Annotated in this window: 22 protein-coding genes and 1 riboswitch; of the genes, 12 read left to right on the forward strand and 10 right to left on the reverse strand. The window is 40.7% G+C overall.

The genetic code is table 11. The features are described 5' to 3' along the window. The first annotated feature begins 23 nt into the window (after positions 1 to 23). From hutI to PQ477_RS10040, 4 genes are read left to right on the forward strand one after another with little or no spacing between them, the layout of a single operon-like run. Positions 24 to 1,307, forward strand: a complete 1,284-nt coding sequence (gene hutI / locus PQ477_RS10025) for an imidazolonepropionase (protein WP_274273502.1) — start codon at positions 24 to 26, stop codon at positions 1,305 to 1,307. 21 nt (positions 1,308 to 1,328) lie between these two features. Next, positions 1,329 to 3,002: a urocanate hydratase gene (hutU, locus tag PQ477_RS10030; protein ID WP_274273503.1), complete on the forward strand. Its 1,674-nt coding sequence runs from the start codon at positions 1,329 to 1,331 to the stop codon at positions 3,000 to 3,002. A gap of 1 nt (position 3,003) precedes the next feature. Next, on the forward strand, positions 3,004 to 4,263 hold the full coding sequence (locus PQ477_RS10035; protein WP_274273504.1) for a M20 family metallo-hydrolase: 1,260 nt from the start codon (positions 3,004 to 3,006) through the stop codon (positions 4,261 to 4,263). Continuing rightward, on the forward strand, positions 4,263 to 5,576 hold the full coding sequence (locus PQ477_RS10040; protein ID WP_274273505.1) for an amidohydrolase family protein: 1,314 nt from the start codon (positions 4,263 to 4,265) through the stop codon (positions 5,574 to 5,576). Before PQ477_RS10035 ends, PQ477_RS10040 begins: the two co-directional genes overlap by 1 nt. Before the next feature lie 12 nt (positions 5,577 to 5,588). Here the strand turns inward: PQ477_RS10040 and PQ477_RS10045 are convergent, their stop codons facing one another. The 4 genes from PQ477_RS10045 to ileS all read right to left on the reverse strand — a co-directional run bounded on the left by PQ477_RS10045 (position 5,589) and on the right by ileS (position 11,975). Then, a complete protein-coding gene (locus PQ477_RS10045; RefSeq protein ID WP_144557732.1) occupies positions 5,589 to 6,146 on the reverse strand; it encodes a DUF2179 domain-containing protein in 558 nt (185 codons plus the stop codon). Between the two features lie 246 nt (positions 6,147 to 6,392). Beyond that, positions 6,393 to 7,472 carry an AI-2E family transporter gene (locus PQ477_RS10050; protein WP_144557734.1) on the reverse strand — a complete coding sequence of 360 codons (1,080 nt, stop codon included), beginning with the start codon at positions 7,470 to 7,472 and terminating at the stop codon, positions 6,393 to 6,395. Between the two features lie 281 nt (positions 7,473 to 7,753). After that, complete coding sequence (locus PQ477_RS10055; RefSeq protein ID WP_035392936.1) at positions 7,754 to 8,602, reverse strand: aldo/keto reductase; 849 nt, start codon at positions 8,600 to 8,602, stop codon at positions 7,754 to 7,756. Positions 8,603 to 8,903: 301 nt separating this feature from the next. Further along, entirely contained in the window at positions 8,904 to 11,975 is a 3,072-nt protein-coding gene (ileS, locus tag PQ477_RS10060) for an isoleucine--tRNA ligase (RefSeq protein ID WP_274273506.1), read from the reverse strand. Positions 11,976 to 12,608: 633 nt separating this feature from the next. Between ileS and PQ477_RS10065 the strand changes: the two genes are divergently transcribed. The 3 genes from PQ477_RS10065 to PQ477_RS10075 are packed head-to-tail and all read left to right on the forward strand — an operon-like array spanning position 12,609 to position 13,826. Continuing rightward, complete coding sequence (locus tag PQ477_RS10065; protein WP_038476414.1) at positions 12,609 to 13,085, forward strand: DUF2975 domain-containing protein; 477 nt, start codon at positions 12,609 to 12,611, stop codon at positions 13,083 to 13,085. Between the two features lie 10 nt (positions 13,086 to 13,095). Further along, complete coding sequence (locus tag PQ477_RS10070; RefSeq protein WP_035392935.1) at positions 13,096 to 13,311, forward strand: helix-turn-helix domain-containing protein; 216 nt, start codon at positions 13,096 to 13,098, stop codon at positions 13,309 to 13,311. Further along, the gene (locus PQ477_RS10075; protein WP_144557740.1) at positions 13,308 to 13,826 is read left to right on the forward strand and encodes a hypothetical protein; all 519 of its coding nucleotides are present in this window, start codon (positions 13,308 to 13,310) and stop codon (positions 13,824 to 13,826) included. The genes PQ477_RS10070 and PQ477_RS10075 overlap by 4 nt, the downstream gene beginning before the upstream one ends. 13 nt (positions 13,827 to 13,839) lie before the next feature. On the opposite strand, the gene PQ477_RS10080 is transcribed toward PQ477_RS10075, so the two are convergent. Further along, a complete protein-coding gene (locus PQ477_RS10080) occupies positions 13,840 to 14,388 on the reverse strand; it encodes a nucleotidyltransferase family protein (protein WP_035392932.1) in 549 nt (182 codons plus the stop codon). A 70-nt stretch (positions 14,389 to 14,458) separates the two neighbouring features. Continuing rightward, positions 14,459 to 15,436, reverse strand: coding sequence for an acrylyl-CoA reductase family protein (locus PQ477_RS10085; RefSeq protein ID WP_144557742.1), 978 nt, complete (start codon positions 15,434 to 15,436; stop codon positions 14,459 to 14,461). Positions 15,437 to 15,552: 116 nt separating this feature from the next. Between PQ477_RS10085 and PQ477_RS10090 the strand changes: the two genes are divergently transcribed. Continuing rightward, positions 15,553 to 16,287 (forward strand): class I SAM-dependent methyltransferase, encoded by a 735-nt coding sequence (locus tag PQ477_RS10090; protein ID WP_035392928.1) that lies wholly within the window; start codon positions 15,553 to 15,555, stop codon positions 16,285 to 16,287. A 109-nt stretch (positions 16,288 to 16,396) separates the two neighbouring features. Here the strand turns inward: PQ477_RS10090 and PQ477_RS10095 are convergent, their stop codons facing one another. The 3 genes from PQ477_RS10095 to PQ477_RS10105 all read right to left on the reverse strand — a co-directional run bounded on the left by PQ477_RS10095 (position 16,397) and on the right by PQ477_RS10105 (position 17,692). After that, positions 16,397 to 16,711, reverse strand: a complete 315-nt coding sequence (locus PQ477_RS10095; protein ID WP_274273507.1) for a DMT family transporter — start codon at positions 16,709 to 16,711, stop codon at positions 16,397 to 16,399. Next, positions 16,711 to 17,052, reverse strand: coding sequence for a DMT family transporter (locus PQ477_RS10100; protein ID WP_035392923.1), 342 nt, complete (start codon positions 17,050 to 17,052; stop codon positions 16,711 to 16,713). The genes PQ477_RS10095 and PQ477_RS10100 overlap by 1 nt, the downstream gene beginning before the upstream one ends. Before the next feature lie 67 nt (positions 17,053 to 17,119). Then, positions 17,120 to 17,692 carry a TetR/AcrR family transcriptional regulator gene (locus tag PQ477_RS10105; RefSeq protein ID WP_035392921.1) on the reverse strand — a complete coding sequence of 191 codons (573 nt, stop codon included), beginning with the start codon at positions 17,690 to 17,692 and terminating at the stop codon, positions 17,120 to 17,122. A 270-nt stretch (positions 17,693 to 17,962) separates the two neighbouring features. Between PQ477_RS10105 and PQ477_RS10110 the strand changes: the two genes are divergently transcribed. From PQ477_RS10110 to PQ477_RS10125, 4 genes are all read left to right on the forward strand, one after another. Then, entirely contained in the window at positions 17,963 to 18,361 is a 399-nt protein-coding gene (locus PQ477_RS10110) for a hypothetical protein (protein ID WP_274273508.1), read from the forward strand. 214 nt (positions 18,362 to 18,575) lie between these two features. Then, positions 18,576 to 19,166 carry a DedA family protein gene (locus PQ477_RS10115; protein WP_060704220.1) on the forward strand — a complete coding sequence of 197 codons (591 nt, stop codon included), beginning with the start codon at positions 18,576 to 18,578 and terminating at the stop codon, positions 19,164 to 19,166. Between the two features lie 53 nt (positions 19,167 to 19,219). Beyond that, positions 19,220 to 19,606 (forward strand): hypothetical protein, encoded by a 387-nt coding sequence (locus PQ477_RS10120; RefSeq protein ID WP_035392917.1) that lies wholly within the window; start codon positions 19,220 to 19,222, stop codon positions 19,604 to 19,606. A gap of 117 nt (positions 19,607 to 19,723) precedes the next feature. After that, the gene (locus PQ477_RS10125; RefSeq protein WP_060704218.1) at positions 19,724 to 20,593 is read left to right on the forward strand and encodes a phosphotransferase family protein; all 870 of its coding nucleotides are present in this window, start codon (positions 19,724 to 19,726) and stop codon (positions 20,591 to 20,593) included. Positions 20,594 to 20,791: 198 nt separating this feature from the next. On the opposite strand, the gene PQ477_RS10130 is transcribed toward PQ477_RS10125, so the two are convergent. Then, positions 20,792 to 21,631 carry an STAS domain-containing protein gene (locus PQ477_RS10130; RefSeq protein WP_035392915.1) on the reverse strand — a complete coding sequence of 280 codons (840 nt, stop codon included), beginning with the start codon at positions 21,629 to 21,631 and terminating at the stop codon, positions 20,792 to 20,794. A gap of 178 nt (positions 21,632 to 21,809) precedes the next feature. Then, a riboswitch (SAM riboswitch) is annotated at positions 21,810 to 21,915 on the forward strand. The last annotated feature ends 19 nt before the right edge of the window (positions 21,916 to 21,934 follow it).

A 21,934-nucleotide genomic window follows, 5' to 3' on the forward strand; every position in this document is an offset into this window, starting at 1 on the left:
GTGTTGTTGTAAAGGAGGGGAAGATGGTGAATTCAAATCGAATGGTCATACGACATGCACGTCAGCTCGTAACAAATGAAGCGAGTCGTCCGTTAAAGGGACGTGAAATGGAAACAAATCTTAAAGTAATTGAAGATGGTGGCGTATGGATTGAGAATGGATTAATTAAAAAAGTGGGAACGGATAAAGAGGTGTGGAAAGCGGTATGTGATCATGGACAAACGAAGCTTGTGACATTGATTGATGCAAGTCAGCATCTTGTTACGCCTGGTCTTGTTGATCCCCATACACATTTAGTGTTTGCAGGTAGTCGTGAAGATGAATTTGAAATGCGGTTACAAGGTGCGGCTTATATGGACATTATGAATGCAGGTGGAGGCATTCATCGTACAACGTCAGCAACAGCAGCAGCGACTGAAGAGGAACTAATGGCTGTTGGTAAAGAAAGGCTTGATCTCTTTTTACGTCATGGAGTGACAACCATTGAAGCAAAGAGTGGGTATGGACTGTCATTAGAAAATGAACGCAAGCAATTGGTAGTAGCAAAACGCTTGAATGCCATTCACCCTGTCACAATTGTATCAACCTTTATGGGGGCTCACGCTGTTCCGGAAGAATATAAAACAAATCAAGATACGTTCGTAGATAGGATTGTAGATAACATGATTCCTTCCATAGCGAGGGAAGGCTTGGCTCGATTTAATGATGTTTTTTGTGAAAAAGGCGTATTTACACCTGAACAATCTAAGCGCATTTTAGAAGCTGGAAAAGCACACGGACTCATTCCGAAAATACATGCTGATGAAATCGTTTCGTATGGTGGGGCAGAGCTTGCTGCAGACGTTGGCGCCATCTCTGCAGATCATCTTTTGAAGGTTTCTGATGAAGGGATAGAAAAAATGGCGGCTAAAGGTGTCATTGGTGTATTACTACCTGCAACTGCATTTTTCTTAATGGAACAACCAGCAAATGCTCGAAAAATGATTGCTAGCAATGTTGCTGTGGCACTGTCAACAGACCGAAATCCAGGGTCAAGCCCAACTGAATCAATGCCGTTTGTCATGAACTTAGCTTGTTTAACAATGGGAATGACACCCAAAGAAGTTCTTACTGCGGCAACAATAAATGCTGCGAGTGCTATTGGCGAAGAACAAGTAGTTGGAAGTTTGGAACCGGGAAAAAGAGCTGATCTTGTGTTTTGGAATGCACCAAATTATACGTATTTACAATACCATGTTGGCGTCAATATGGTAGACAAAGTGTTTAAAGACGGCAAGCTTGTTGTTACGAATGGAGTAGTCATTTAACTCGTTAAGGGGGCTAATTTAATGAAGAAACAAACTGGACAGCGCACAGTACGTGCACCAAGAGGGAATCAGTTGCAATGCAAGGGATGGGCTCAAGAAGCTGCAATGCGGATGCTGCTTAATAACCTTGATCCAGAAGTTGCTGAAGACCCTGACCACTTGATTGTCTATGGTGGAATCGGTAAGGCGGCTCGGGATTGGAGAAGTTTTGACCAGCTTATTGCTTCATTAAAAGAGCTAGATAATGATGAAACGCTCCTCGTACAGTCTGGCAAACCAGTGGGATTGTTCCGCACCCATGAAGCTGCACCAAGAGTGTTGATTGCTAACTCTAACTTAGTTCCATCGTGGGCAACCTGGGATCACTTTTATGATCTTGAGGAGAAAGGGTTAATGATGTACGGTCAAATGACAGCTGGAAGTTGGATTTATATTGGAGCGCAAGGCATATTACAAGGCACGTATTTAAGCTTTATTGAAGCAGGAAAGAAAGCGTTTGGAACGCCAGATTTAACAGGTCGTTTTATTGTAACTGGCGGGATGGGCGGAATGAGCGGTGCCCAGCCATTAGCAGGAAAAATGGCAAACGCTGTTATTCTTGTGGTCGAGGTCGATCGATCTCGAATTGAAAGGAAGATGAAAGAAGGTTACTGTGATGTTCTCGTTGAGTCGTTAGACGAAGCACTAAAGCTTGTTGAAAAGTTCACTTCTAGTGGTCAGCCAGCTTCAATTGGTCTTGTAGGAAATTGTGCTGATGTGCTGCCGGCGCTTGTAGAAAAAGGGGTGACCCCGGACTTTGTTACCGACCAAACAAGCGCCCACGATCCTCTGAACGGGTATGTTCCAAATGGGTTAACCCTTGCTGAAGCGAATGAATTAAGAGAAAACGATCCGAAAGCATACGAAAAGCGCTCGATTGAAGCGATGGGGAAGCATGTGCAAGCTATGCTTGATTTACAAAAAGCAGGAGCAGAAACATTTGATTACGGCAACAATATCCGCGCCTATGCAAAACAAGCAGGTGTCAGCAATGCATTCCATATTCCTGGATTTGTACCAGCGTACATTCGACCTTTGTTTTGTGAAGGAAAAGGTCCCTTTAGATGGGCAGCCCTTTCAGGAAACCCAGAGGATATATACACATTGGATCGACTTGCTTTAGAAATGTTTCGTGAAGATGAAGGTTTAGTGAACTGGATTAGAATGGCTCAAAAAATGGTGAAGTGGCAAGGCCTACCGGCGCGAATTTGTTGGCTTGGCTATGGCGATCGTGATCGTTTTGCTCTAAGGGCTAATGAGATGGTTGCTAGTGGCGAACTGGAAGCACCAATCGTGTTTGGACGTGACCATCTTGATTGTGGCTCTGTAGCATCGCCAAATCGCGAAACAGAAGGAATGAAAGATGGCAGTGACGCTGTTGCAGATTGGCCCATTTTAAATGCTTTAATTAATACGGCTGGAGGGGCAAGCTGGGTTAGCGTTCACCATGGTGGCGGTGTCGGTATGGGCTATTCCGTTCATGCAGGACAAGTTCTAGTGGCTGATGGCAGTCAGTTAGCGAAGGAGCGGATAAAACGAGTGTTGATTTCAGATCCTGGTATGGGAATCGTTCGACACGTAGATGCAGGCTATGATCGTGCATTGGATGTAGCAAATGAAAAAGGCGTTCATATTCCGCTTAAGAAGGGTGATTAAGATGAATGTAAAAACAGTAACCATTAATGGGAAAAGGTTAAGCAACTCCATTCATGAATTAAGTCAATTTGGACAGAATGATGGAGGTGGATTAGATCGTACAACGTTTACCGATTCAGAGCTGAAGGCACGAGACTGGTTAAAAGAACAATTGAGCAAACTTAATGTGCACGTGCATACTGATGAAGCAGCAAATATATGGGGAAAACGTGTCGGCCAAAAGAAGAGAAGCATTGTGTGTGGCTCTCATATTGATACGGTTCCGAATGGAGGGAAATTCGACGGGGCTCTCGGCGTATTAATTGGGTTAGAAATATTGCGCACATTAGAAGAAAACGAAATTGAAACCGAACACGATGTTGAGTTAGTATCTTTTAGTGCCGAGGAGCCGAACCCGTTTGGTCTCTCGACTTTTGGGAGTCGTGCAATGGCTGGAAAACTAACGGCAGAACAGATAAAAGGGGTTAGAAATGCAGATGGTATGAGGCTTATCGATGCGTTAGAAAGGGCTGGTGGCAACGCTGCACAATTTGATCACTGTGTGCGAAGAGAAAACGATCTGCTAGCTTATCTTGAAGTTCATATTGAACAAGGTAAGCGTTTAATAGACGCTCAAGTACCTCTTGGAATAGTAACGGGGATTACAGGAATTTATCGTGAAGAGCTAACGATAAAAGGGGTTCCGAATCATGCAGGCACAACCGTAATGACAGATCGTACCGATGCCCTTGTAGCTGCAGCAGAATTGATTCTAGCAGTAAAGAATGTCTGCACGGATTTCCCAAAAGCCGAACTTGTTGGAACAGTTGGACAAATACACGTTTTGCCGAACGCTACCAACATTATTCCTGGAGAAGTGGTACTAGCAGTAGAGATTCGAGGAGAGAAAACCGAGGATTTGCAAAAAGTTCAACAGGAGCTTCAAGAGAAAAAAGCTTATGTAGAAACAACTTATGGTGTTCAGATCGAGACAAAAGTAAGGCTGAATCAAGCTCCTGTAGCAATGAGTGAAAACGTCATGACTGTCATGGAACGACAAGCAGAAATTGGAGGGTTTCCTACGATGCGCTTGGGCAGCATGGCGGGTCATGATGCAGCTCATATGGCATCTCTTACGTCTGCTGGAATGATCTTTGTTCCTAGTGTAGCTGGAAAAAGTCACTGCCCTGAAGAAGAAAGTAAGATGGAGGATATTGAAAAAGCTGCAAATGTTTGTTTGCGTACGCTTTTGGAGATTGATCGAGAAGGAGGAAGTATGTGATGATACTGTATCATGCAGATTCAGTCTATACGAACGGCGCGTTTCAAAAAAACTACGCAGTGCTCGTAAAGGGTGATGTCATTCACGATATTGGTCCTTTTGACAAATTAATTGAAACCTATCGCGAGGTCTCAAAGATCGAATGGGCAGGAAAAGCGATTGTTCCAGGGACTGTGAATGCCCACAATCATTCGTTTCAAAGCTTGTTAAGGGGGATAGCTGTAGACCGGCCATTTTTAGAATGGCGTGATCAAGCGCTTTACAAGTATACGCCTCTTTTAGACGAAGAAGCGATTTATACAGGTGCGCTATTCGCATTTGGAGAAATGGTAAAGTACGGTGTAACAACAGTAAGTGATTTCTTTTATGTACATAACAATGGAGTGAAAACAGATGAAGCCGTGATTCAAGCGGCTATAGACGTTGGTATTCGCTTAGTATTTGCTAGAACCATGTATGATTGGGATGGGGCACCATCAAGTTATCAAGAGTCTGTAACAGATGCTACGAAGCGTACGAGGGAACTAGCGATTAAGTATCAGAATCATCCTATGGTTGATGTTCATCCAGCTCCTCACAGTCCCCATGCTGCTTCTCCAGAAATGATTCAAGCAGGTCATAAACTAGCCAAAGAATTGCAAACCCCTTTTCATATACATGTTTCGGAGGAAATGTTTGAAGTGGAGGAAACGTTAGAGAAATATAATAAACGACCGGTTCATTATTTAGATTCATTAGGAGTCGTGGATGAAAGCATGCTAGCTATCCATTTGGTTTGGCTCGATCAATCAGAAATTGATTTGCTTGGAAGCAAAAAGACTGGCCTTGCTTATTGTCCATCAAGCAATATGTTTCTTTCAGATGGCATTACTCGCATACCTGAACTTGTACGTTCTGGCGTACGCGTTAGTCTTGGGAGCGATGGAGCATGTAGTAATAATCGAATAAGCGTATTTGAAGAGATGCGTATGTGCTCACTGTTACAAAAGGTAAAAACTCTTGATGGCACATGCATGACAGCAGATCAAGTTTTTCAGATGGGAACGAAAAATGGTGCTGACTTATTGCAAGTAGATACAGGCGAGCTTGTGATTGGCAAAAAAGCGGATTTCCTTGCAGTAGACACAAGCGACCTTTCTCTTTTGCCAAAGCATGAGCTCTTCGCAAATCTTGTTTACGCAATGCAGCCAACAGCCATCACAGATGTCGTTGTAGCAGGTAAATCAGTGGTACAAAACAGAACCGTGCAAACCGTTTCTGAACAGATGATTGTTAAAAAGGTTGATCATCTATTTGAAAAGTGGGGAACCTAACACTCAAAATCATTATTCTTCTGTAAGTGGACGACTTTCCCGACGAAACCATGTTCTTTTTGCTGCTTTCTTTTTAATGTAACCACCTTGAAAATTCCGCGTTTCGAATGAGACGACAAAGGCGTCTGGATCACACTCATTCACGATCGTCATAAACTCCTGTTCTCGATCACGCCGAGCGGTGCAATCCAGTCTTACACGTATCGACTCAATCCCTTCAACCGTTGTAAGCGCAACACTAAAATCGGCATCACGAAGGCGTTCTATTAATGGTTTATGGTGGAAAGACGTGTTAACCTGAAGGGATACATAGCCAATTGCCAGTTTCTCCTCAACAATGGAGCCAAGGTACATCCCTAATCCAAAACCAAGTGAATATGCGACCATGTTTAAGTGATTTGATAAATCGCTAAAAACAATGGATAAAGAAATGACGTGTACGCCGCCTTCTAGCGTCGCAAATAAAGCAGAACGTTCTTTTTCTCCTTTGACCATCATAAGCGTTCGCAATACAACAAGAGGCACATAAAGCAATTGTGCGCCTAAAATTAAAATAGGTTGCCAAAGCATTTGTTTCACCTCTTTTAATCAAACAATTTCACTTTTAAAGTAGTGTGCAACGATACGCTGAAAGTATACATAATAAAGGGGGAAATAGGTTATATCGACAAGATACGGGTGATTATTTCCAGGGGAATAACTGAAATAGGGAGAAAGATGTCGATAGAAAGAGGGTAGTAAAATAGAAAAAAGACGAACCTCAATGGTCATGAGATTGTTCGTCTTTTTACTATCTTCTTTATTTGTTAGCGTTCCTTATGTTACGTCTTTGAAAAGTTCTTTTTGAACGTTTTGGCGCATTTCATAAATATTCGTTACAATCACTTTTGCGACGGCATAGGTCGGGATCGCAATAATCATTCCGAGAAAACCAGCTATATTTCCTGCTGCAAGGACGAGGGTAATGACTGTAATGGGATGTACGCTGAGCTTTTTACCCATAATGTTTGGTGTAATAAGGTTGCTCTCCGCTTGCTGAACAACCAACGTAATAACAGAAACCCAGATCGCCAAGATAGGGTCTTGAATGAGCGCAATAATGAATGCTGGGAAAAATGCTAGCCATGGGCCTAAGAAAGGAATCATATTTAATAGAAAAGCTAGTAAAGCAAGAAGTAAGGCGTAATCTAAACCAACGAAGGAGTAGGCTGTAAAAAGCAGAATAGCTAAGATTAATGCAGCCAATACTTGTCCCTGTACGTAGCTTTTTAAAGCGAAATCGATTTCGTGCAGCAGCTTCGCCATCCATTGCTTTGTTTCGCCTTTGAAATACTGAACAATGGCAGGTGCAAAACGGTGATAGTCCTTCATCATAAAGAAGAAAAAGAACGGCACAAGTATTAAAGCAAGAATAGTTGTAATGGCACCACTCAAAAATGAAATAATATAGCCTGAACTCACGACAATAATGTTCTCAAGTGAATCAAGGAGAGACCCAATGGTTTGTTCTAAATCAAACGCAGTTGTCTCGCTATTTGTTATATAAGGCATAACAAATTCTTCGAGTTGTTGGAAGATCATAGGAACATTGCGGATTAATTTATTCGCTTCGTCAATTAATGGGTCTAAAATAAACATTGCGCCAATCATAACCAATGTGGCGACAAGGATCAAAATGCTCAATGCTGAAGCCCATTGAGGAATTTTTTTCATTAAAAATCGGTGAAGCGGTTCTGTAATATAGAATAAAAGCCCTGCAAGTAATACTGGTATTAGAATCGATGTGATCACAATGAAAATTGGTTCAAACAGCCACTGGATCTCTACAACATTCTTGATGATTAGAATAAGTAAAAGAATACCAACACCTAATTGAAACCACATTTTATTTAGCATAAAAACGTACACTCCTGGCATCGTAGTATGGATCTCTATCATTATAGCCTAAGTATACACTGTAACGTTGCGTCACTTGCAATGATGATTTAAAAAGAAAGAGAGAGGAGGGTGCTGAGAAGCATGCTATCAGAAGGTTTTGTTCTTAGGAATAGAAGGAAGAAAAGCGCGTTAGATGGAGGCCTCTTGAGGCAATGCTCACGAAAGTCATCCATCAGTAGCGCTTTTATCTGTTCTTGAAATGATTCCTTTTCTAATGATACAAGGAGCATGAGCATCTTTTAAAACTCCTCGTACTCGTTCGGGTTTTGTTTATCAATTCGTCCGTTCTCACGGGTAAGACGATTAATGGCATCCATCGTACGATTGTCCAACTCAAAATCAAAAATCGATAAATTATCCTGCTGTCTAGAAACATTTGAAGAACGTACAAGCGGAAGGTTCTCTAATTGAATTTGCCAGCGCAAAATAATTTGTGCTTTTGATTTCCCATATGATTTGGCAATGTCGTCAAACAGCTGATCATGAAAAACACTGTCTGAACGAAGGCGGCCGAGTGGACTCCAGCTCTGTGTAACGATTCCTAATTTCTTATCATAGGCACGCTGTTCTTCTTGAGAGAAGTATGGGTGCAATTCAATCTGGTTTATGCTAGGTGTAACACCTGTTTCGTTAATAATTTGGTCGAGATGTTCGGGAAGAAAGTTGCTTACGCCAATGGAGCGAACAAGACCCCAGCGTTTAGCATCTATTAATGCCTGCCACGCTTCAACAAATAGGCCCTGCTTTGGATTCGGCCAATGAATAAGATATAAGTCAAAATAGTCGAGTCCTGTTCGAAGCAGTGATTCTTGAATGGTTTCAACAGCTTTGTTATACGCATGATGCCTTCCTGGTAGCTTTGAGGTTATACGTAATTCCTCTCTTGGCGTGGAACTGCGTCGAACAGCTTCACCGACAGCGCCTTCATTCTCGTAATTAAATGCTGAGTCAATTAAGCGATAGCCAATCTCAATAGCGCTCTGAATTGAATGAACACAAGCATGACCTTTCAACTGTGCAGTACCGTAGCCAATAGTAGGTACTTGTAAGCCGTCGTTTAGCGTGCGAATTGGAATTGAATCTACCATTCTATCACTCCTATTTTGTATTAGTATTAGTCTAGCATTTGAAAGGTCGAGCGTCTAATAAGAAGATTCAGATTTCGCAGAATGAATTTGTAGTGAGAGATAGGTTATTTCTGATGCCACGGTAGCTTTTGCTATCAAGGATTGAGGTGGAAACCATTCATACAGTTTCGCTGCTTACAATTGAAACCGAGTTTGCTCGAATTATGACAACTGATGAGTTGTTCAAACGGTTAGGGAGTGAAAAGGTGTAATAGAAAAAAGAGAGGTGTGCCACTTATGGCAACCTCTCTTTTGCAGCTTATCAATCTTGAATGCCAAGAGAAACCGTTTCGCCCTCGACATCAAAGGACTTCATATCGTCTTCTTGACCGAATGAAAGCTTCTCAATCAGAACATGTTTTTTCATGAAGGTTTCAAAGCGTTGTAAAATGTCTTCCACATTTTCTGATGCATGAATCGTTAAATGGACACGCTTTTCAACTGGAAGGTCAAGCTCTTTACGATAAACTTGAACCGCACGAATGACTTCGCGAACAAATCCTTCTTCCTTAAGCTCTGTTGTAACATTTGTGTCAAGAACGACTAAGTAGTCATCACCTTCAGCGAATTCAAAGCCTGGTAATGGATTTTTTTCCACAAGAACATCGTCTTTCTCAATTTCTACGACTTGATCATTCTCTAGGGTTAACACCATTTTGCCAGCGTCAAGGAATTGTTGAGTTTGTGTATCACCAAATTGAGCAATCATTTTCTGTACAAGACCAACTGATTTACCTAACTTTGGTCCAGCAACTGGGAAGTTTAATTTTACTTGCTGGGACACGTATTGTTCTTGATTCGCATCAAGTAAAATGGTCTTTACATTTGTTTCTTCTGCAATGATGCCTTTATATGCTTCCAAATTTGCTGACTGCTTCACCGGTACAATAGCTAACTGAGCTAGCGGTTGCTTCGTTTTTAAGCTTGTTTGATTACGAATCGAGCGAGTCAATTCAACTACTTGGCGAACCGCATCCATTTCTTCTTCAAGTGAAGTGTTTACCTGAGTGGAGTCGGCTACTGGATAATCGGTTAAATGGACACTTTCGCCAGCTAAGTCACTGTAAACCTCATCTGACAAAAATGGCGCAAATGGAGCCATCAATTGCGTTGTTTTCGTGATCACTTCATACAGCGTGTGGTAAGCTGCACGTTTGTCTTCATCCATACCACTCGCCCAGAAACGCGCACGAGAACGACGGATGTACCAGTTACTAATTTCGTCTAAAAATGATGCGATGGTTCTTGCGCCTTTCGTGACATCGTATGCGTCTAAGCTTTTTGTCACTTCTGCAATAACAGTGTTTAGGCGTGAGAGAATCCATTCATCAAGCTTCGTGTGCTTGCCAGTCTCGACTGTTTTTGGATCGAAGCGATCAATGTCCGCGTACATTTTATAGAAAGAATGTACATTCGCTAGCGTATCTAACACTTTTGACTTCGTCTGACTAACGGTCTTCTTAGAGAAGCGCTTGTTATTCCAAGGTGCGCTATCAGCAAGTAACGCCCAGCGTAAGCTGTCTGCTCCGAATTCTTCAATTAGCTCAACTGGATTTAAGGCATTTCCTTTACTCTTAGACATTTTCTGTCCGTTTTCATCTAAAATATGTCCGAGAGAAAGTACGCGCTTATAAGGAGCTTTCCCCGTAAATAAAGTTGACACCGCAAGTAAGCTGTAGAACCAACCACGTGTTTGGTCGACTCCTTCAATGACAACGTCAGCAGGAAATTGCTTGTTCATCAATGCTTCATTTTCAAATGGATAGTGGTATTGAGCAAACGGCATAGAGCCACTATCAAACCATACATCAATGACTTCACTTGTGCGATGCATCGTTCCGCCACATTCACACGTAAACGTAATGCCATCAACATATGGCTTATGAAGCTCAATATCTTCGCCTAACTCTTGGTCTGCACGCTCACGTAGTTCGGCAATAGAAGCAGGCGCTTCCTGTTTGTCGCATGAGTCACATTCCCACACATTTAATGGTGTACCCCAGAATCGGTTACGCCCAATGTTCCAATCAACCACATTCTCAAGAAATTTACCAAATCGACCTTCGCGCATATGACTTGGGTGCCAATCCACTTCTTGGTTATTAGCAATTAACTGATCTTTCATTTTCGTTGTTTCAATAAACCAACCTTCCATTGCGTAATAGAGAAGGGGGCTATCACATCGCCAGCAATGTGGATAGCTATGCTCATAACGTTCTTTTGAGAATAAACGTCCGTTATGGGCCAACATCTTAACAATATCTACATCGCAATCTTTTACGAAGCGACCAGCAAGTGGACCGATTTCTTCTGTATAACGGCCTTTTGAATCTACGACATTTACGAAATCAAGGCCACTTTCCCGGATAGCTTGATAGTCATCGTCACCGTGGGCAGGTGCCATATGGACAAGACCAGTACCGCTTGAATCGGTAACGAAAGAGGCACCAATTACTTCATGACCCCTATTTAAAGAAAGGTAATTAAACGGAGGATCGTATTTCGTACCAACAAGTTCTGATCCTTTTAATGTACCTACAACGTTCGGCGATTCACCAAGTAGTTTTTCAGCTAATGCTTCTGCAACAACGTAGACTTCGTCGTCTTTTTCCACTTTTACATAGGTCATATCTGGATTGACTGCAATCGCTACGTTGGAAGGCAACGTCCATGGAGTCGTTGTCCAGCCAAGAAGGTATTCATTCTTCGTTCCTTCAATTAAAAACTTCGCTGTAGCTGATAAATCGGTAACATCCTTATATCCTTGAGCAACTTCGTGTGAGCTTAAAGAAGTTTCACAGTTTGGACAGTAGGGCACAACACGGTGACCTTTGTAAAGCATGTCGTTCCGATGAATGGTTGAAAGAATGTTCCATACTGACTCAATGTAAGGGTTCTGTAAGGTGACGTATGGGTCGTCCATATCAACCCAATAGCCAAGTGCTTCTGTAAATTGGCGCCATTCTCGTTCATACGTAAAGACACTTTCTTTACATTTTTCAATGAATGCTTCAACGCCGTACGCTTTAATTTCGTCTTTGCCTTTTAAATCAAGTTGTTTCTGTACTTCTAATTCTACAGGCAAACCATGGGTGTCCCAACCAGCTTTACGAAGAACTTGATACCCAGACATTGTTTTATAACGGGCAACAAAGTCTTTCATCGTACGTCCTAACGCATGACCTGCGTGAGGCATTCCGTTTGCAGTCGGAGGGCCTTCGTAAAAGACGTACGTTTCTTTTCCTTCACGCTTTTCAATTGACTGTTTAAATGTGTTGTCCTTTTCCCAACGCTCGCGTACCCGTTGTTCACGAACATGTGCCGTTTCGCTCATTTGCGTCATCACCTTCTTTATAAAATTAAAAAAACCTCCATCCAGGTCGCAGGATCGAGGTGTTATTCACTCAATAGTAGACATAAAAAAAACCATACAGAAGTAGTGGTTTACATGTTTGTCATCATCACTACGTACCAACATACGCGCCCTTCATATCGGTAGGGAGCCGGCAAAGCTTAAAAGGTCGGTTCGGCTTTGCTTCTCGGAGAAGATTTTCAGAAAGGTCTTAACGTTGACTTTCAGCATCCATGTCAACTCTCTGTGGATAAGAATTCAATCTTACTCGGTCTCGTCATCGAATCAATTATTTGAATTATTCCTAGTATAAAGAGCGGAACGAGGAATGTCAAATAGACTTCGTTCCAGTAAAAAAGGGGGATGTGGTCTCTAGTGTATCCATTGTCAGAAAAAATAATCTTAAAAAGCTGAAGAGACGCTTTTTACCTAATGAGGGAATAGAAAACACGATAAAATGAGAGTAGAGGGTGACCACTAGACAATTTTCTTCTCACTTTTTTTCTCAGCATTGGACTGAGTCAGATTCGAAGAAAAATCGATAGACTACCATGATTTTTATTGATAAACGATAAAAAAATGGTATACAATGATAAAAAAGTACCGAGGTGTTCTATGCAACGTGGGAGAGTTTTATTTTTAAAGGGCATTACAATTAGCCTTGGTGTTCTAGTACTAATCAGTTGTATATGGGTGTTACCGCCCTTATCACACTATATTGCTATTGATAATCCGAGTTTTGCCTATCTTCGAATTCCGGTTTTAGCAGGTGTCTATATGACAGTTGTACCGTTTTTATTTGCGCTCCAGCAGGCGTTTCAATTATTGAGCTTAATAGAAAATGATTATGTGTTTACAGATTGGGCCATTAAAACGCTGGGAAATATTAAGTTTTGTGCAGTCGCGATTATTATCTTGTACGGTGTTGGGTTAATTAGTTTATTTTTACTGAATGCGATACATATAGGATTTGTCATGATTGTCTTGACGATTATGCTCATTACTGTGGTCATTATCTTTTTTGCGTCTGTATTACAAGAGCTACTACGCTCAGCGGTACGCCTAAAATCAGAAAACGACTTGACGATTTGAGGTGTAAAAGATGGCAATAATTATTCGGCTAGATGTCATGTTAGCAAAGCGAAAAATGAGTATGACCGAACTATCTGAGCGTGTTGGTGTCACAATGGCGAATCTATCAATTTTGAAAAACGGAAAAGCAAAGGCAGTACGGTTTTCGACACTTGAGGCGATATGTGAAGTGCTAGATTGTCAGCCTGGAGACATACTGGAATATGAAAGGGAGGAAAGCATGTGACCATAATCATCCTGATTGGAGGGATTTTTCTTCTCATATTCCTTCTAGTCTTAAAACCGTTTCTTCGGATGTTGGAAGGCCATGTTCTTGTAGAACGATTAAAAACAAAAAACGGGTTTCAATCTCCTTTAAAGGCGGGCATATTGACATTTGGACTAAATGTCGTCTTGTTTTCAGTTACACTAGTGTGTTTATATGTACCAGCGTTAATAGGGTTTGATATGAGCCCTTTGTTTGCAATGGTATTCGGTACGATTATAAGTGTCCTTGCTTGGGGAGTGCTGAATCGTGGATACAAAGGGAATCGCCCGATTATGATGGGGTTTATCGGGAGTAGCTTTTATCTACTGGCTTTCCTTACAGCCCTTATCATATGGTTCCTTCCTAGTAGCCGAACAGGGGAAGAATTGTTTCACTGGGAAATTGGCCTTATCTTGATTGGGGTTATCAGTTTCATAGCGTGGGTTATGAATTTTTATGTCATTAGTTATCGAGGTAAAGAAGAGGGCGGTTAAACCGTCCTCTTCTTTACCATTGTATGGTTAAGTTAGGCCAGATTTCTTGCCAGTTCTTTTTCTTAATACGTTGATGGTAGCGATCTAAATCGTGGACATAGGCAGGTGTTGGACGAACAAGAAGTTCAACCGCATCGTTGACACCGAACGGGGCGATGAGTTCTAGTCTGTTTTGATCAAGGCGAACACCTAATGCTGTTGCCGTTTCAGGAAACCTTGATAACGCCTCTGTAGTAGAGCCATAAGGTGGAAATTGATTGACGATGTGCATACGTGCTTGGTTTTTTACAGACCAAGGTTGACCAGGGAAAAGACGATGCAACTCGTATTCATATTCTTTTTCCTTTTCTTTTTTTAAACAAGCAGAATCGTAGTAGACGACATCAATATCTGGAAGTTCTGTCCGCTGGAATCCATGCAGAGTATCCCAAATCTTCCCGCGTACAAATCCTGCACAAACACACCAATCCTTTAGTTGAAGTGCTTCAGCTGCCGCTAGTACCGCCATCATCCAATCATCTTCTTGTATGAGTGCGAGAACATCTTCTTCTGTGTGAATCATCGTCCAACTCCTTTTAGAAAATGGAGCGAAGAAACGGCTAAATGGGCTATCTAGTCGTTTCTTCGCCAAGTTAAAGTTTTACAATCGTACGGCCTTTAACATTCCCTTTTACAACATTCGTTAATACATCATTTAATTGGGTTAATGTAATTTCATTTACGGTCTCTTCTAGAAAGGATGGTTTTAAGTCTGTCGCTAATCGATACCAAGCATGTGCTCGTTCTTTCATTGGACAGGTTACAGAATCAATTCCTAGCCAATTGATACCTCGTCCAATAAAGGGTAAAACCGTCGTTACAACTTCAACGCCACCAGTTAACCCACTGGATGCAATCGAGCCGCCTCGTTTCAATGTAGTCAGTAGATAAGAAGTTGTTTTCCCTCCTACTGCATCAATAGCGCCTGCCCATTCACCTTGACGAATGGATACCCTCTCGCTTTCTTCCAGTTCTTCTCGGGTAACCATTTCAGAAGCGCCTAGCTGCTTTAACCAATCGTGAGCTTCCACTTTATTTGTTCCTGCGACAACGTGATAACCAAGCTTTGCTAACATTTCTACTGAGAGACTACCAACACCTCCAGTCGCACCTGGAACAACAACTTTTCCTCCATCAGGGTGTAAGCCATTTTGTTCTAATTTTGTAATAGAAAGAGCTGCTGTTAAACCAGCGGTTCCTAAAATCATAGATTCTTTTAATGTTAATCCTTCTGGGAGTGGAATAACCCACTCGGCTGGAATTCGCGCATACTCCGCATAGCCTCCGTGATGAGCGGTTCCAATTTTATAACTTGTAGCGATGACTTTTTGACCTTCTGAAAATCGATTGTCTTTCGAACGTACAACTGTTCCTGCTAAATCAATGCCAGGGATGAGTGGAGAAGTTTCAGCAAGGTTGCCTTGTTTTACAACCATCGCATCTTTATAATTTACACTTGAATAAGCAACTTTAATAAGCACGTCACCTTCTATTAACTCTTCCAGATCCCATTGTTCTATCTGTCCTTCAAGTAGCGCTTCTTTTCGGAGGACGAATGCGTCAAATGTCATAAAAATCCCCTTTCTTCTTGACTGTATTCTCATGGTAGAAGTTTAGGGAGGAGGAAGTCAATCATCTTGCTCGCACTAGGTTTACACGATACGATAGAAAGAAATGGAGGCGGAACATGAAGCAAAATAAATACGATGAGCCTAATTTCTATGAAGCATACAAACGAATGCCTCGTTCTGTTGAAGGACTTAAAGGGGCAGGGGAATGGCACGTATTAAAAACACTCGTGCCAAACCTCGCTAATACGAACGTATTGGATTTAGGTTGTGGATTTGGCTGGCACTCTCGTTATTTTCATGATCTAGGTGCGAACCAAGTTATAGGAATTGATCTGTCGGAGAAAATGATTCAAACTGCACGTGAGATGACGAATCAAGAGGGCATTGATTTTAGACAGGGAGCTATTGAAGACATTGAATTTAAAGCTGGTTCATTTGACGTTATCTTTAGTTCTCTTGCACTCCATTATGTAAAAAGCTATCAAGAAGTGGTACGCAACGTAAAACAATTACTAGCGCCAAAAGGGGTCTTTCTTTTCTCTGTTGAGCATCCCATTTTTACTGCACGAGCGGAACAAGATTGGATATATGATTCAAAAGGAAACATCGATCACTGGCCGATTGACGATTATCAAGCAGAATCCATTCGCCAAACGTCCTTCTTAACAGATCATGTTGTAAAATACCACCGTACGCTTACGACTTACTTGAATACATTACTTGAAGCTGGGTTTTTAATTGAAAGAATAGAAGAGCCGAAACCAGATCCAGCTATACTGGCACAGAACCCTGAGTATAAACAAGAATTACGAAGGCCGATGTTTCTCATTATAAAGGCGAAAGTGCGCTGAAAAATAATTGTTTGTAATGTTGAAGGGGCAATTATCCGTTTTAAGTTTTACCCATAGAAAAACACTGTAAACATGGGAATAAATCATGCTTACAGTGTTCCTTTTTTATTTAAGATACCGCTTTAAGTCCTGTAACACCAACTACAATAATGACTAAGCTGACAATACGTATTTTACTTTTAGACTCACCAAAGAAAATCATGTTAATGAGAACAGCAGCAGCAGTTCCGCTACCGATCCACACTGCGTACGCTACACTTACTTGTAAAGAAAGAAACGATAAATATAAAAAGACAAACGCAAGTCCAAAGCCGCCAAAGAAAAGAACCGCATGTTTCAATGATTTCCGTTGGCTAAACGATTTTAAACCGATAACTCCAGTAATTTCAAAACATGCCGCTAAAAAAACGAAAAACCAACCCATTATGACGCAGCCTCCTCTTGTTTTGCACCATCATCTGATCGTTTTAATAAAATGACGCCAAAAACGAGCATCCCCATAAAGAACCCTTTGGCTAAACTGAATGAGCCTTCAAAAATATAAATATCCATAAGGGCTGTTCCAACTGTACCAGCGGCAGCAAAGATGGCATAAACGGTTCCTGTAGGTAAGCTTTCACATGCTTTTGCTAAAAAGTAAAAATCAATCATAATAATGGTGATGATAATAGCCCAGTGCCACCAAGTGGAAGCAATGTTAAATCCGAGTACCCAAAATAACTCAAATAAACACGTGAGAATAACGAAAATCCATCCCTTGTTCATGTTGATATCTCCTATCTAATAATGAATGACATTCAGTCATTATTGATTTGAAAGAAAAGCAAGTGAACTAATCACTCGCACCTAGAGCGTTTGTTAGAAATATGATGAGCTCTTGTTTGTGTTCATTTACATAATCAATGTCTTCCTGGTTATAAAGATAAAGCTGTTCGGCTGTTGATTCTATTGTTCCTACCATAATCCGTGCCGTAGCGTCTGAGCGTAAAGATTTTCTTATTCCACCTGATTGCTTTGCTTGCTCTAAACGATCTGCAAGCCAATCGTATAGTGGGGTATAAATGGTTTCCCATTGCTGTAAATGCTCCGACTGCGTTAAACCAGAGTAAATGAGAACAGCAAGTTTTTTATGATGCTCTGTTGTATGAAAAACGGTATCTACGAGTTCATTTAACTGTTGTTTAAATGAGCTTGCCGTTACATTTTTGTTCAGTTCAACCATAAGGTGATCAACAAAAACAGCTGCGATATCAGGCATAACCGATAGTTTAGAAGGAAAATATAAATAGTACGTACCTTGGGCAATGTTCGCACGTTTCACAATATCGGATATGGTTGTTTTTTCGACCCCTTTTTCACTAAACGCTTCAATGGCAGCGGTTATAATTCGTTCACGCTTATCCAATGTAAACACATCCTTAAAAATGACTGACTGTCATTCATATGATAACGTAATGTTTAAAAGAAGTCAATTCTGTTGCGTTTGGGATAGTCCTCTTATTTATTCGTCTCACAAGATTTTTCTTGGCACTTTACCTAGTTACCCCTGTAAACAGTGAGCATATTCTACTATAATTTCTTGTTGTTCATCGAAAGAGTATAAAGGCGTAGTTCAAAGGTTTTGCTTTTATTTTGAAAAGGTATAAGCTTATAGGGAAGTAGAGGAGGGAATTGAATGTATAAAGTCTCATTAGAAGATAAAAAACACGCAATCATTGCGGTTAAATCGGAATCTAATCTAACGCCAGAGGGCATTCATCAAGCGAATGATGAAATTAATACGATTTTAAGAGCACATCAGCTTAGCCAGTTCCACTTAATCGTGAATATGAAGGACGTAATTGTATTCAAGCCAGAAACACAAAAGGAAGTAGTTGCTCATCAAGAATGGTTACTACAGAAAGGGATGGATCAAGCAGCAGTCGTTGTACAAAGTAACGTAGCTAAACTTCAATTAAGACGAACGGCCAAAGAATCAAGTCATAGATCGGAAACCCACTTTACAGAAATAGATGAAGCGCTCACTTTTTTAAAACAGAAGAATCATAGTGAAAACCCAAACAGCCTAGCATAAGAGCAAGGCTGTCTTTTTAATTTCAGTCAATTGATTAAATCTCATCATGTCCAATGTAAAAGAGCATATAGTTGTATAAAGCTTGGCTAACAAATCGGAAATCGCGTGAAATACTATCGAAAATGTTTCGCAATAAAGGCTTTTAACCTATTAAGAGAGAAAATCCATCCTCAGTGTTTACGCAGAAACAAATAAGTGATTAGGCAGGGATACTATGGAGCAACTTCTATTCGATTTAATGGAATGGTTTAAAGATCTTTCCTATCTAGGTGTTTTTATCGCATTGTGTATAGAATTTATTCCAGCTGAGCTTGTGTTACCTCTCGCAGGTTTTTGGGTTTCAGAAGGAGAGATGCTGTTTTGGGGTGTTGTCGTTGCAGGATCGTTAGGTGGGGTAGTCGGTCCACTTACACTTTATTCAATTGGTAGATTCGGTGGCAGACCGTTGCTTGAAAAGTATGGAAAATATATCTTCATGAAAGAGGAAAATTTACAAAAAGCCGATCGCTTCTTTCAATCGCACGGCGCCTTTGTGGCGTTTAGCGCTCGTTTTTTACCTGGTGTACGCACACTCATTTCAGTACCATGTGGCATGGCAAAGATGAATCCATGGATTTTTTCGCTATACACGTTTTTAGCAATGGCACCGATTACATTCTTCTATGTTTACTTTGGTGTAGAATTAGGCGAGAACTGGGCAGAAGTAAAAGGGTTACTACAGCAATATTTAGTACCATTTGGTATTGGTTTAGTGATGGTGTTCTTCATTTACCTTTTAGTGAAAAGAAGGAAATCAAGTGTATGAAAATAGCAAACTCCGTAAATACTAGTTGAAAAAGCAGTATCGGAGGTACATCTATGCTTATTGATAGCGGTAGATTTCATCACATTACAGATACGTACTTACAGGATCAACAGCAACACTTTATACAGGACGATCTCTATTACAGTCACCCGGTAAAACAAGAGAATGGCTGGACATTAAACCTTGAAGTTCATTTTGAAAAAGCGAGGGCGGTTTCCGAAAATGAGGGCTCACGTAATTTCTATATATGCGCATTTCCCCTAAATGAAACACAGGCTGCAAGAGAAGCAAGGAAAGAAGACCTACTGGCTGTTATTAGTATGAGAGAGTCTGTCTTAAAAAGCGGTGGTCTACTGGCATTAATGTGTTCAACCTTTCCAAAGTGGAAGCGCATTGGTATGGAATCAAAAGAAAAAAGTCGAAAAGAACGTATTGGTTAATGAGCCGGTACGTTTTTTTTGCTGCTACACAATATGAAATAAGGCATCTTTTTCAGTGCCAATCCGTTATAATAGAGGGCATGTTTCAATCTATCTATGAAGGGAAAGGGGAAACCGATGCTACCTACTAGAATAATGGAAGCGTTTGAATTGGATAGTGCAAGGCTAGAAGAAGTTGAAGACTCAAAAAGCTCAACTGTTGTTCGATGTGAATTGACGAACGGGGAGACTGTATTTGTGAAAATTCCCTATTCATCGATCAAGTTTGAACGAGAGCGAGAGGCGTATGACATTTTGCAGGGCAATGTACGAACACCAAGCTTGCTTGCAACGTGTGAAGGGGATGATGCGTATTCAGGTGCATTACTGTTATCTAAATTAGAAGGCATTTCCTTGGCTCAACAGAAGCCATCACCTAATGTAGCGTATGAAGTCGGCATTTTGCAAGGGAATATGCATAACGTAGCCCCACCAGATAAGACGGTACTCAAAGGAATTGATAATGAGTTTCCTAATTGGACAGGATTTGTTGAACGGCAGTTTTATAGTTTTGCAGAAGATGTAAAAGAAGTTATTGAAGCATCGCTATACAAAAAAGCCATTTTACACTTTGAAAAGCTTAAAGAGCAATTACCTGCACCAGACGGTCCAAGCTTCGTCCATATGGATTTTCGTGCGGCGAACATTCTTGTGGACGATAGAGGCATTGCTGGAGTACTTGATTTTGAAAGCGTCCGCTTTGGATCAACGGAAATTGATTTCACTAAGTTGTATCGAGATTACTTGAGTAAAGATACCGCGCTACTCAATGCATTTCAAGAAGGGTATAAAACGGTACGACCAATGATCAATCTGGAGCTCGTTCTCTCCTTCTATCAATTTGTCGATGCATTTAATAGTATTGGTTGGAGCAAGCGGCGTGGTCTAGAAGAACATTTCGATTTTTACAAAGAAAATGCAGAAAGATTAAAAGGATTTGTCTTGTAGAGTAATGTTCTTTTATCAACTGAAAAGGAATGAATCATGGACAACCATAATGAAATCAAGTTAAAGTGCGTCGAATTCCTTTTGTGCGGCTCTTTTTCATGTTCATTAAACGTTTGATTAAACGATAGGTAAGCACTGCCTAATAAAAGATGACCAGTAGTAGGCTTCTGGTCATCTCTTCATCCTAATGATTTACGTTTAATAGTGCGGAACTGCATGAAGCAATTCATCTAATGCTTGTTCAATAGTAGAATAAATTTTAGTTGTTGAAAAATCAATACCGAGCTGGACCGATGTTTGAGCGATTTCCGGTCGTACACCAGATAAGGACGCTTTGGTACCAACTAATTTTAAACCGTCAATGAGTGAGAAGAGCTGATTGGCAACCATTGTATCAACAACGGGAACACCAGATAAATCAATTAGTAGTGAATGAATATCCGTTGAAACACATTCTTCCAATGTTTGTGTGAAGATGACTTGCGCACGATGTGTATCAATTTCACCTACTAAAGGTAACAAAGCAATGGTGCGTCGAAGTTTAATGACTGGTGAGCTTAATTCTGTAATCATTTCTTGTTGTGCTCGTAACTGCTGGTCAGCATATTCCATATTGTTACGACTAAATGCAATGACGATCTCTTTAAACCCTTTTACGAGAATGTCTATCCACCGCTCATACTGAGCAAAGGATACCGTATCATTTTTCTCCGCAATGTAGTTTTTGATCAGTTGCATGTATTGACCTTGGACATTTAAAAATTCTTCAATGATCTCGGGAATAGGTGTCGCTAAATGAGCTTGATCCTTGGCAATAGATACAATCCATTGTTCGAACGCTTTATTATGCTCGGCGTTATAATCTTCACGAAAGAGTTCACAAAACAATTCGTGAAACGCATAATTTTGTTTCTTTAACCGTTCAATTTTAACTGGGTCATTTGAACCGTAAACCCCATCTTTTGTTTTGTCGAGATCCGCATACCACTGTTCGGTTAAATTCCACGTATTTTCCTTTAAAAATTCATATAATGACATGACGCTCCTCCTTTCTTATTATTATGAGATCAATCTTGTTCACTTGTCCAATTTAACAATATTACTAGTATAAAATAAAGCTTTTTTTGAAACCGCTTTATAAAATTATTTTCAAAAAACACTTGCAAAAGGAAAATAAAATCTGCTACACTACGTTCAACAACAAATTTTATAATTTTTCTTATTAAGAGGAGCGGAGGGACTGGCCCGATGACGCTTCAGCAACCCCACTTAGGTGGAAGGTGCTAATTCCTGCAGGATAGTAAAATCCTGGATGATAAGAGCGAGCTTGAATGATAATAC

The sequence above is a fragment of the Shouchella hunanensis genome, from assembly GCF_028735875.1.
GTDB classification, from domain to species: domain Bacteria; phylum Bacillota; class Bacilli; order Bacillales; family Bacillaceae_D; genus Shouchella; species Shouchella hunanensis.

Bases quoted from the DNA above. Each gene is read 5' to 3' on its own strand.
- PQ477_RS10110 (WP_274273508.1), top strand. From the start codon at position 17,963: ATGTATAAAGTCTCATTAGAAGATAAAAAACACGCAATCATTGCGGTT.
- PQ477_RS10040 (WP_274273505.1), top strand. From the start codon at position 4,263: ATGATACTGTATCATGCAGATTCAGTCTATACGAACGGCGCGTTTCAA.
- PQ477_RS10085 (WP_144557742.1), bottom strand. From the start codon at position 15,436: ATGACATTTGACGCATTCGTCCTCCGAAAAGAAGCGCTACTTGAAGGA.
- PQ477_RS10065 (WP_038476414.1), top strand. From the start codon at position 12,609: ATGCAACGTGGGAGAGTTTTATTTTTAAAGGGCATTACAATTAGCCTT.
- PQ477_RS10095 (WP_274273507.1), bottom strand. From the start codon at position 16,711: ATGGGTTGGTTTTTCGTTTTTTTAGCGGCATGTTTTGAAATTACTGGA.
- PQ477_RS10055 (WP_035392936.1), bottom strand. From the start codon at position 8,602: ATGGTAGATTCAATTCCAATTCGCACGCTAAACGACGGCTTACAAGTA.
- PQ477_RS10125 (WP_060704218.1), top strand. From the start codon at position 19,724: ATGCTACCTACTAGAATAATGGAAGCGTTTGAATTGGATAGTGCAAGG.
- PQ477_RS10035 (WP_274273504.1), top strand. From the start codon at position 3,004: ATGAATGTAAAAACAGTAACCATTAATGGGAAAAGGTTAAGCAACTCC.
- hutI (WP_274273502.1), top strand. From the start codon at position 24: ATGGTGAATTCAAATCGAATGGTCATACGACATGCACGTCAGCTCGTA.
- PQ477_RS10045 (WP_144557732.1), bottom strand. From the start codon at position 6,146: ATGCTTTGGCAACCTATTTTAATTTTAGGCGCACAATTGCTTTATGTG.
- PQ477_RS10120 (WP_035392917.1), top strand. From the start codon at position 19,220: ATGCTTATTGATAGCGGTAGATTTCATCACATTACAGATACGTACTTA.
- ileS (WP_274273506.1), bottom strand. From the start codon at position 11,975: ATGAGCGAAACGGCACATGTTCGTGAACAACGGGTACGCGAGCGTTGG.
- PQ477_RS10050 (WP_144557734.1), bottom strand. From the start codon at position 7,472: ATGCTAAATAAAATGTGGTTTCAATTAGGTGTTGGTATTCTTTTACTT.
- PQ477_RS10130 (WP_035392915.1), bottom strand. From the start codon at position 21,631: ATGTCATTATATGAATTTTTAAAGGAAAATACGTGGAATTTAACCGAA.
- PQ477_RS10090 (WP_035392928.1), top strand. From the start codon at position 15,553: ATGAAGCAAAATAAATACGATGAGCCTAATTTCTATGAAGCATACAAA.
- PQ477_RS10070 (WP_035392935.1), top strand. From the start codon at position 13,096: ATGGCAATAATTATTCGGCTAGATGTCATGTTAGCAAAGCGAAAAATG.
- PQ477_RS10115 (WP_060704220.1), top strand. From the start codon at position 18,576: ATGGAGCAACTTCTATTCGATTTAATGGAATGGTTTAAAGATCTTTCC.
- PQ477_RS10080 (WP_035392932.1), bottom strand. From the start codon at position 14,388: ATGATTCACACAGAAGAAGATGTTCTCGCACTCATACAAGAAGATGAT.
- PQ477_RS10100 (WP_035392923.1), bottom strand. From the start codon at position 17,052: ATGAACAAGGGATGGATTTTCGTTATTCTCACGTGTTTATTTGAGTTA.
- hutU (WP_274273503.1), top strand. From the start codon at position 1,329: ATGAAGAAACAAACTGGACAGCGCACAGTACGTGCACCAAGAGGGAAT.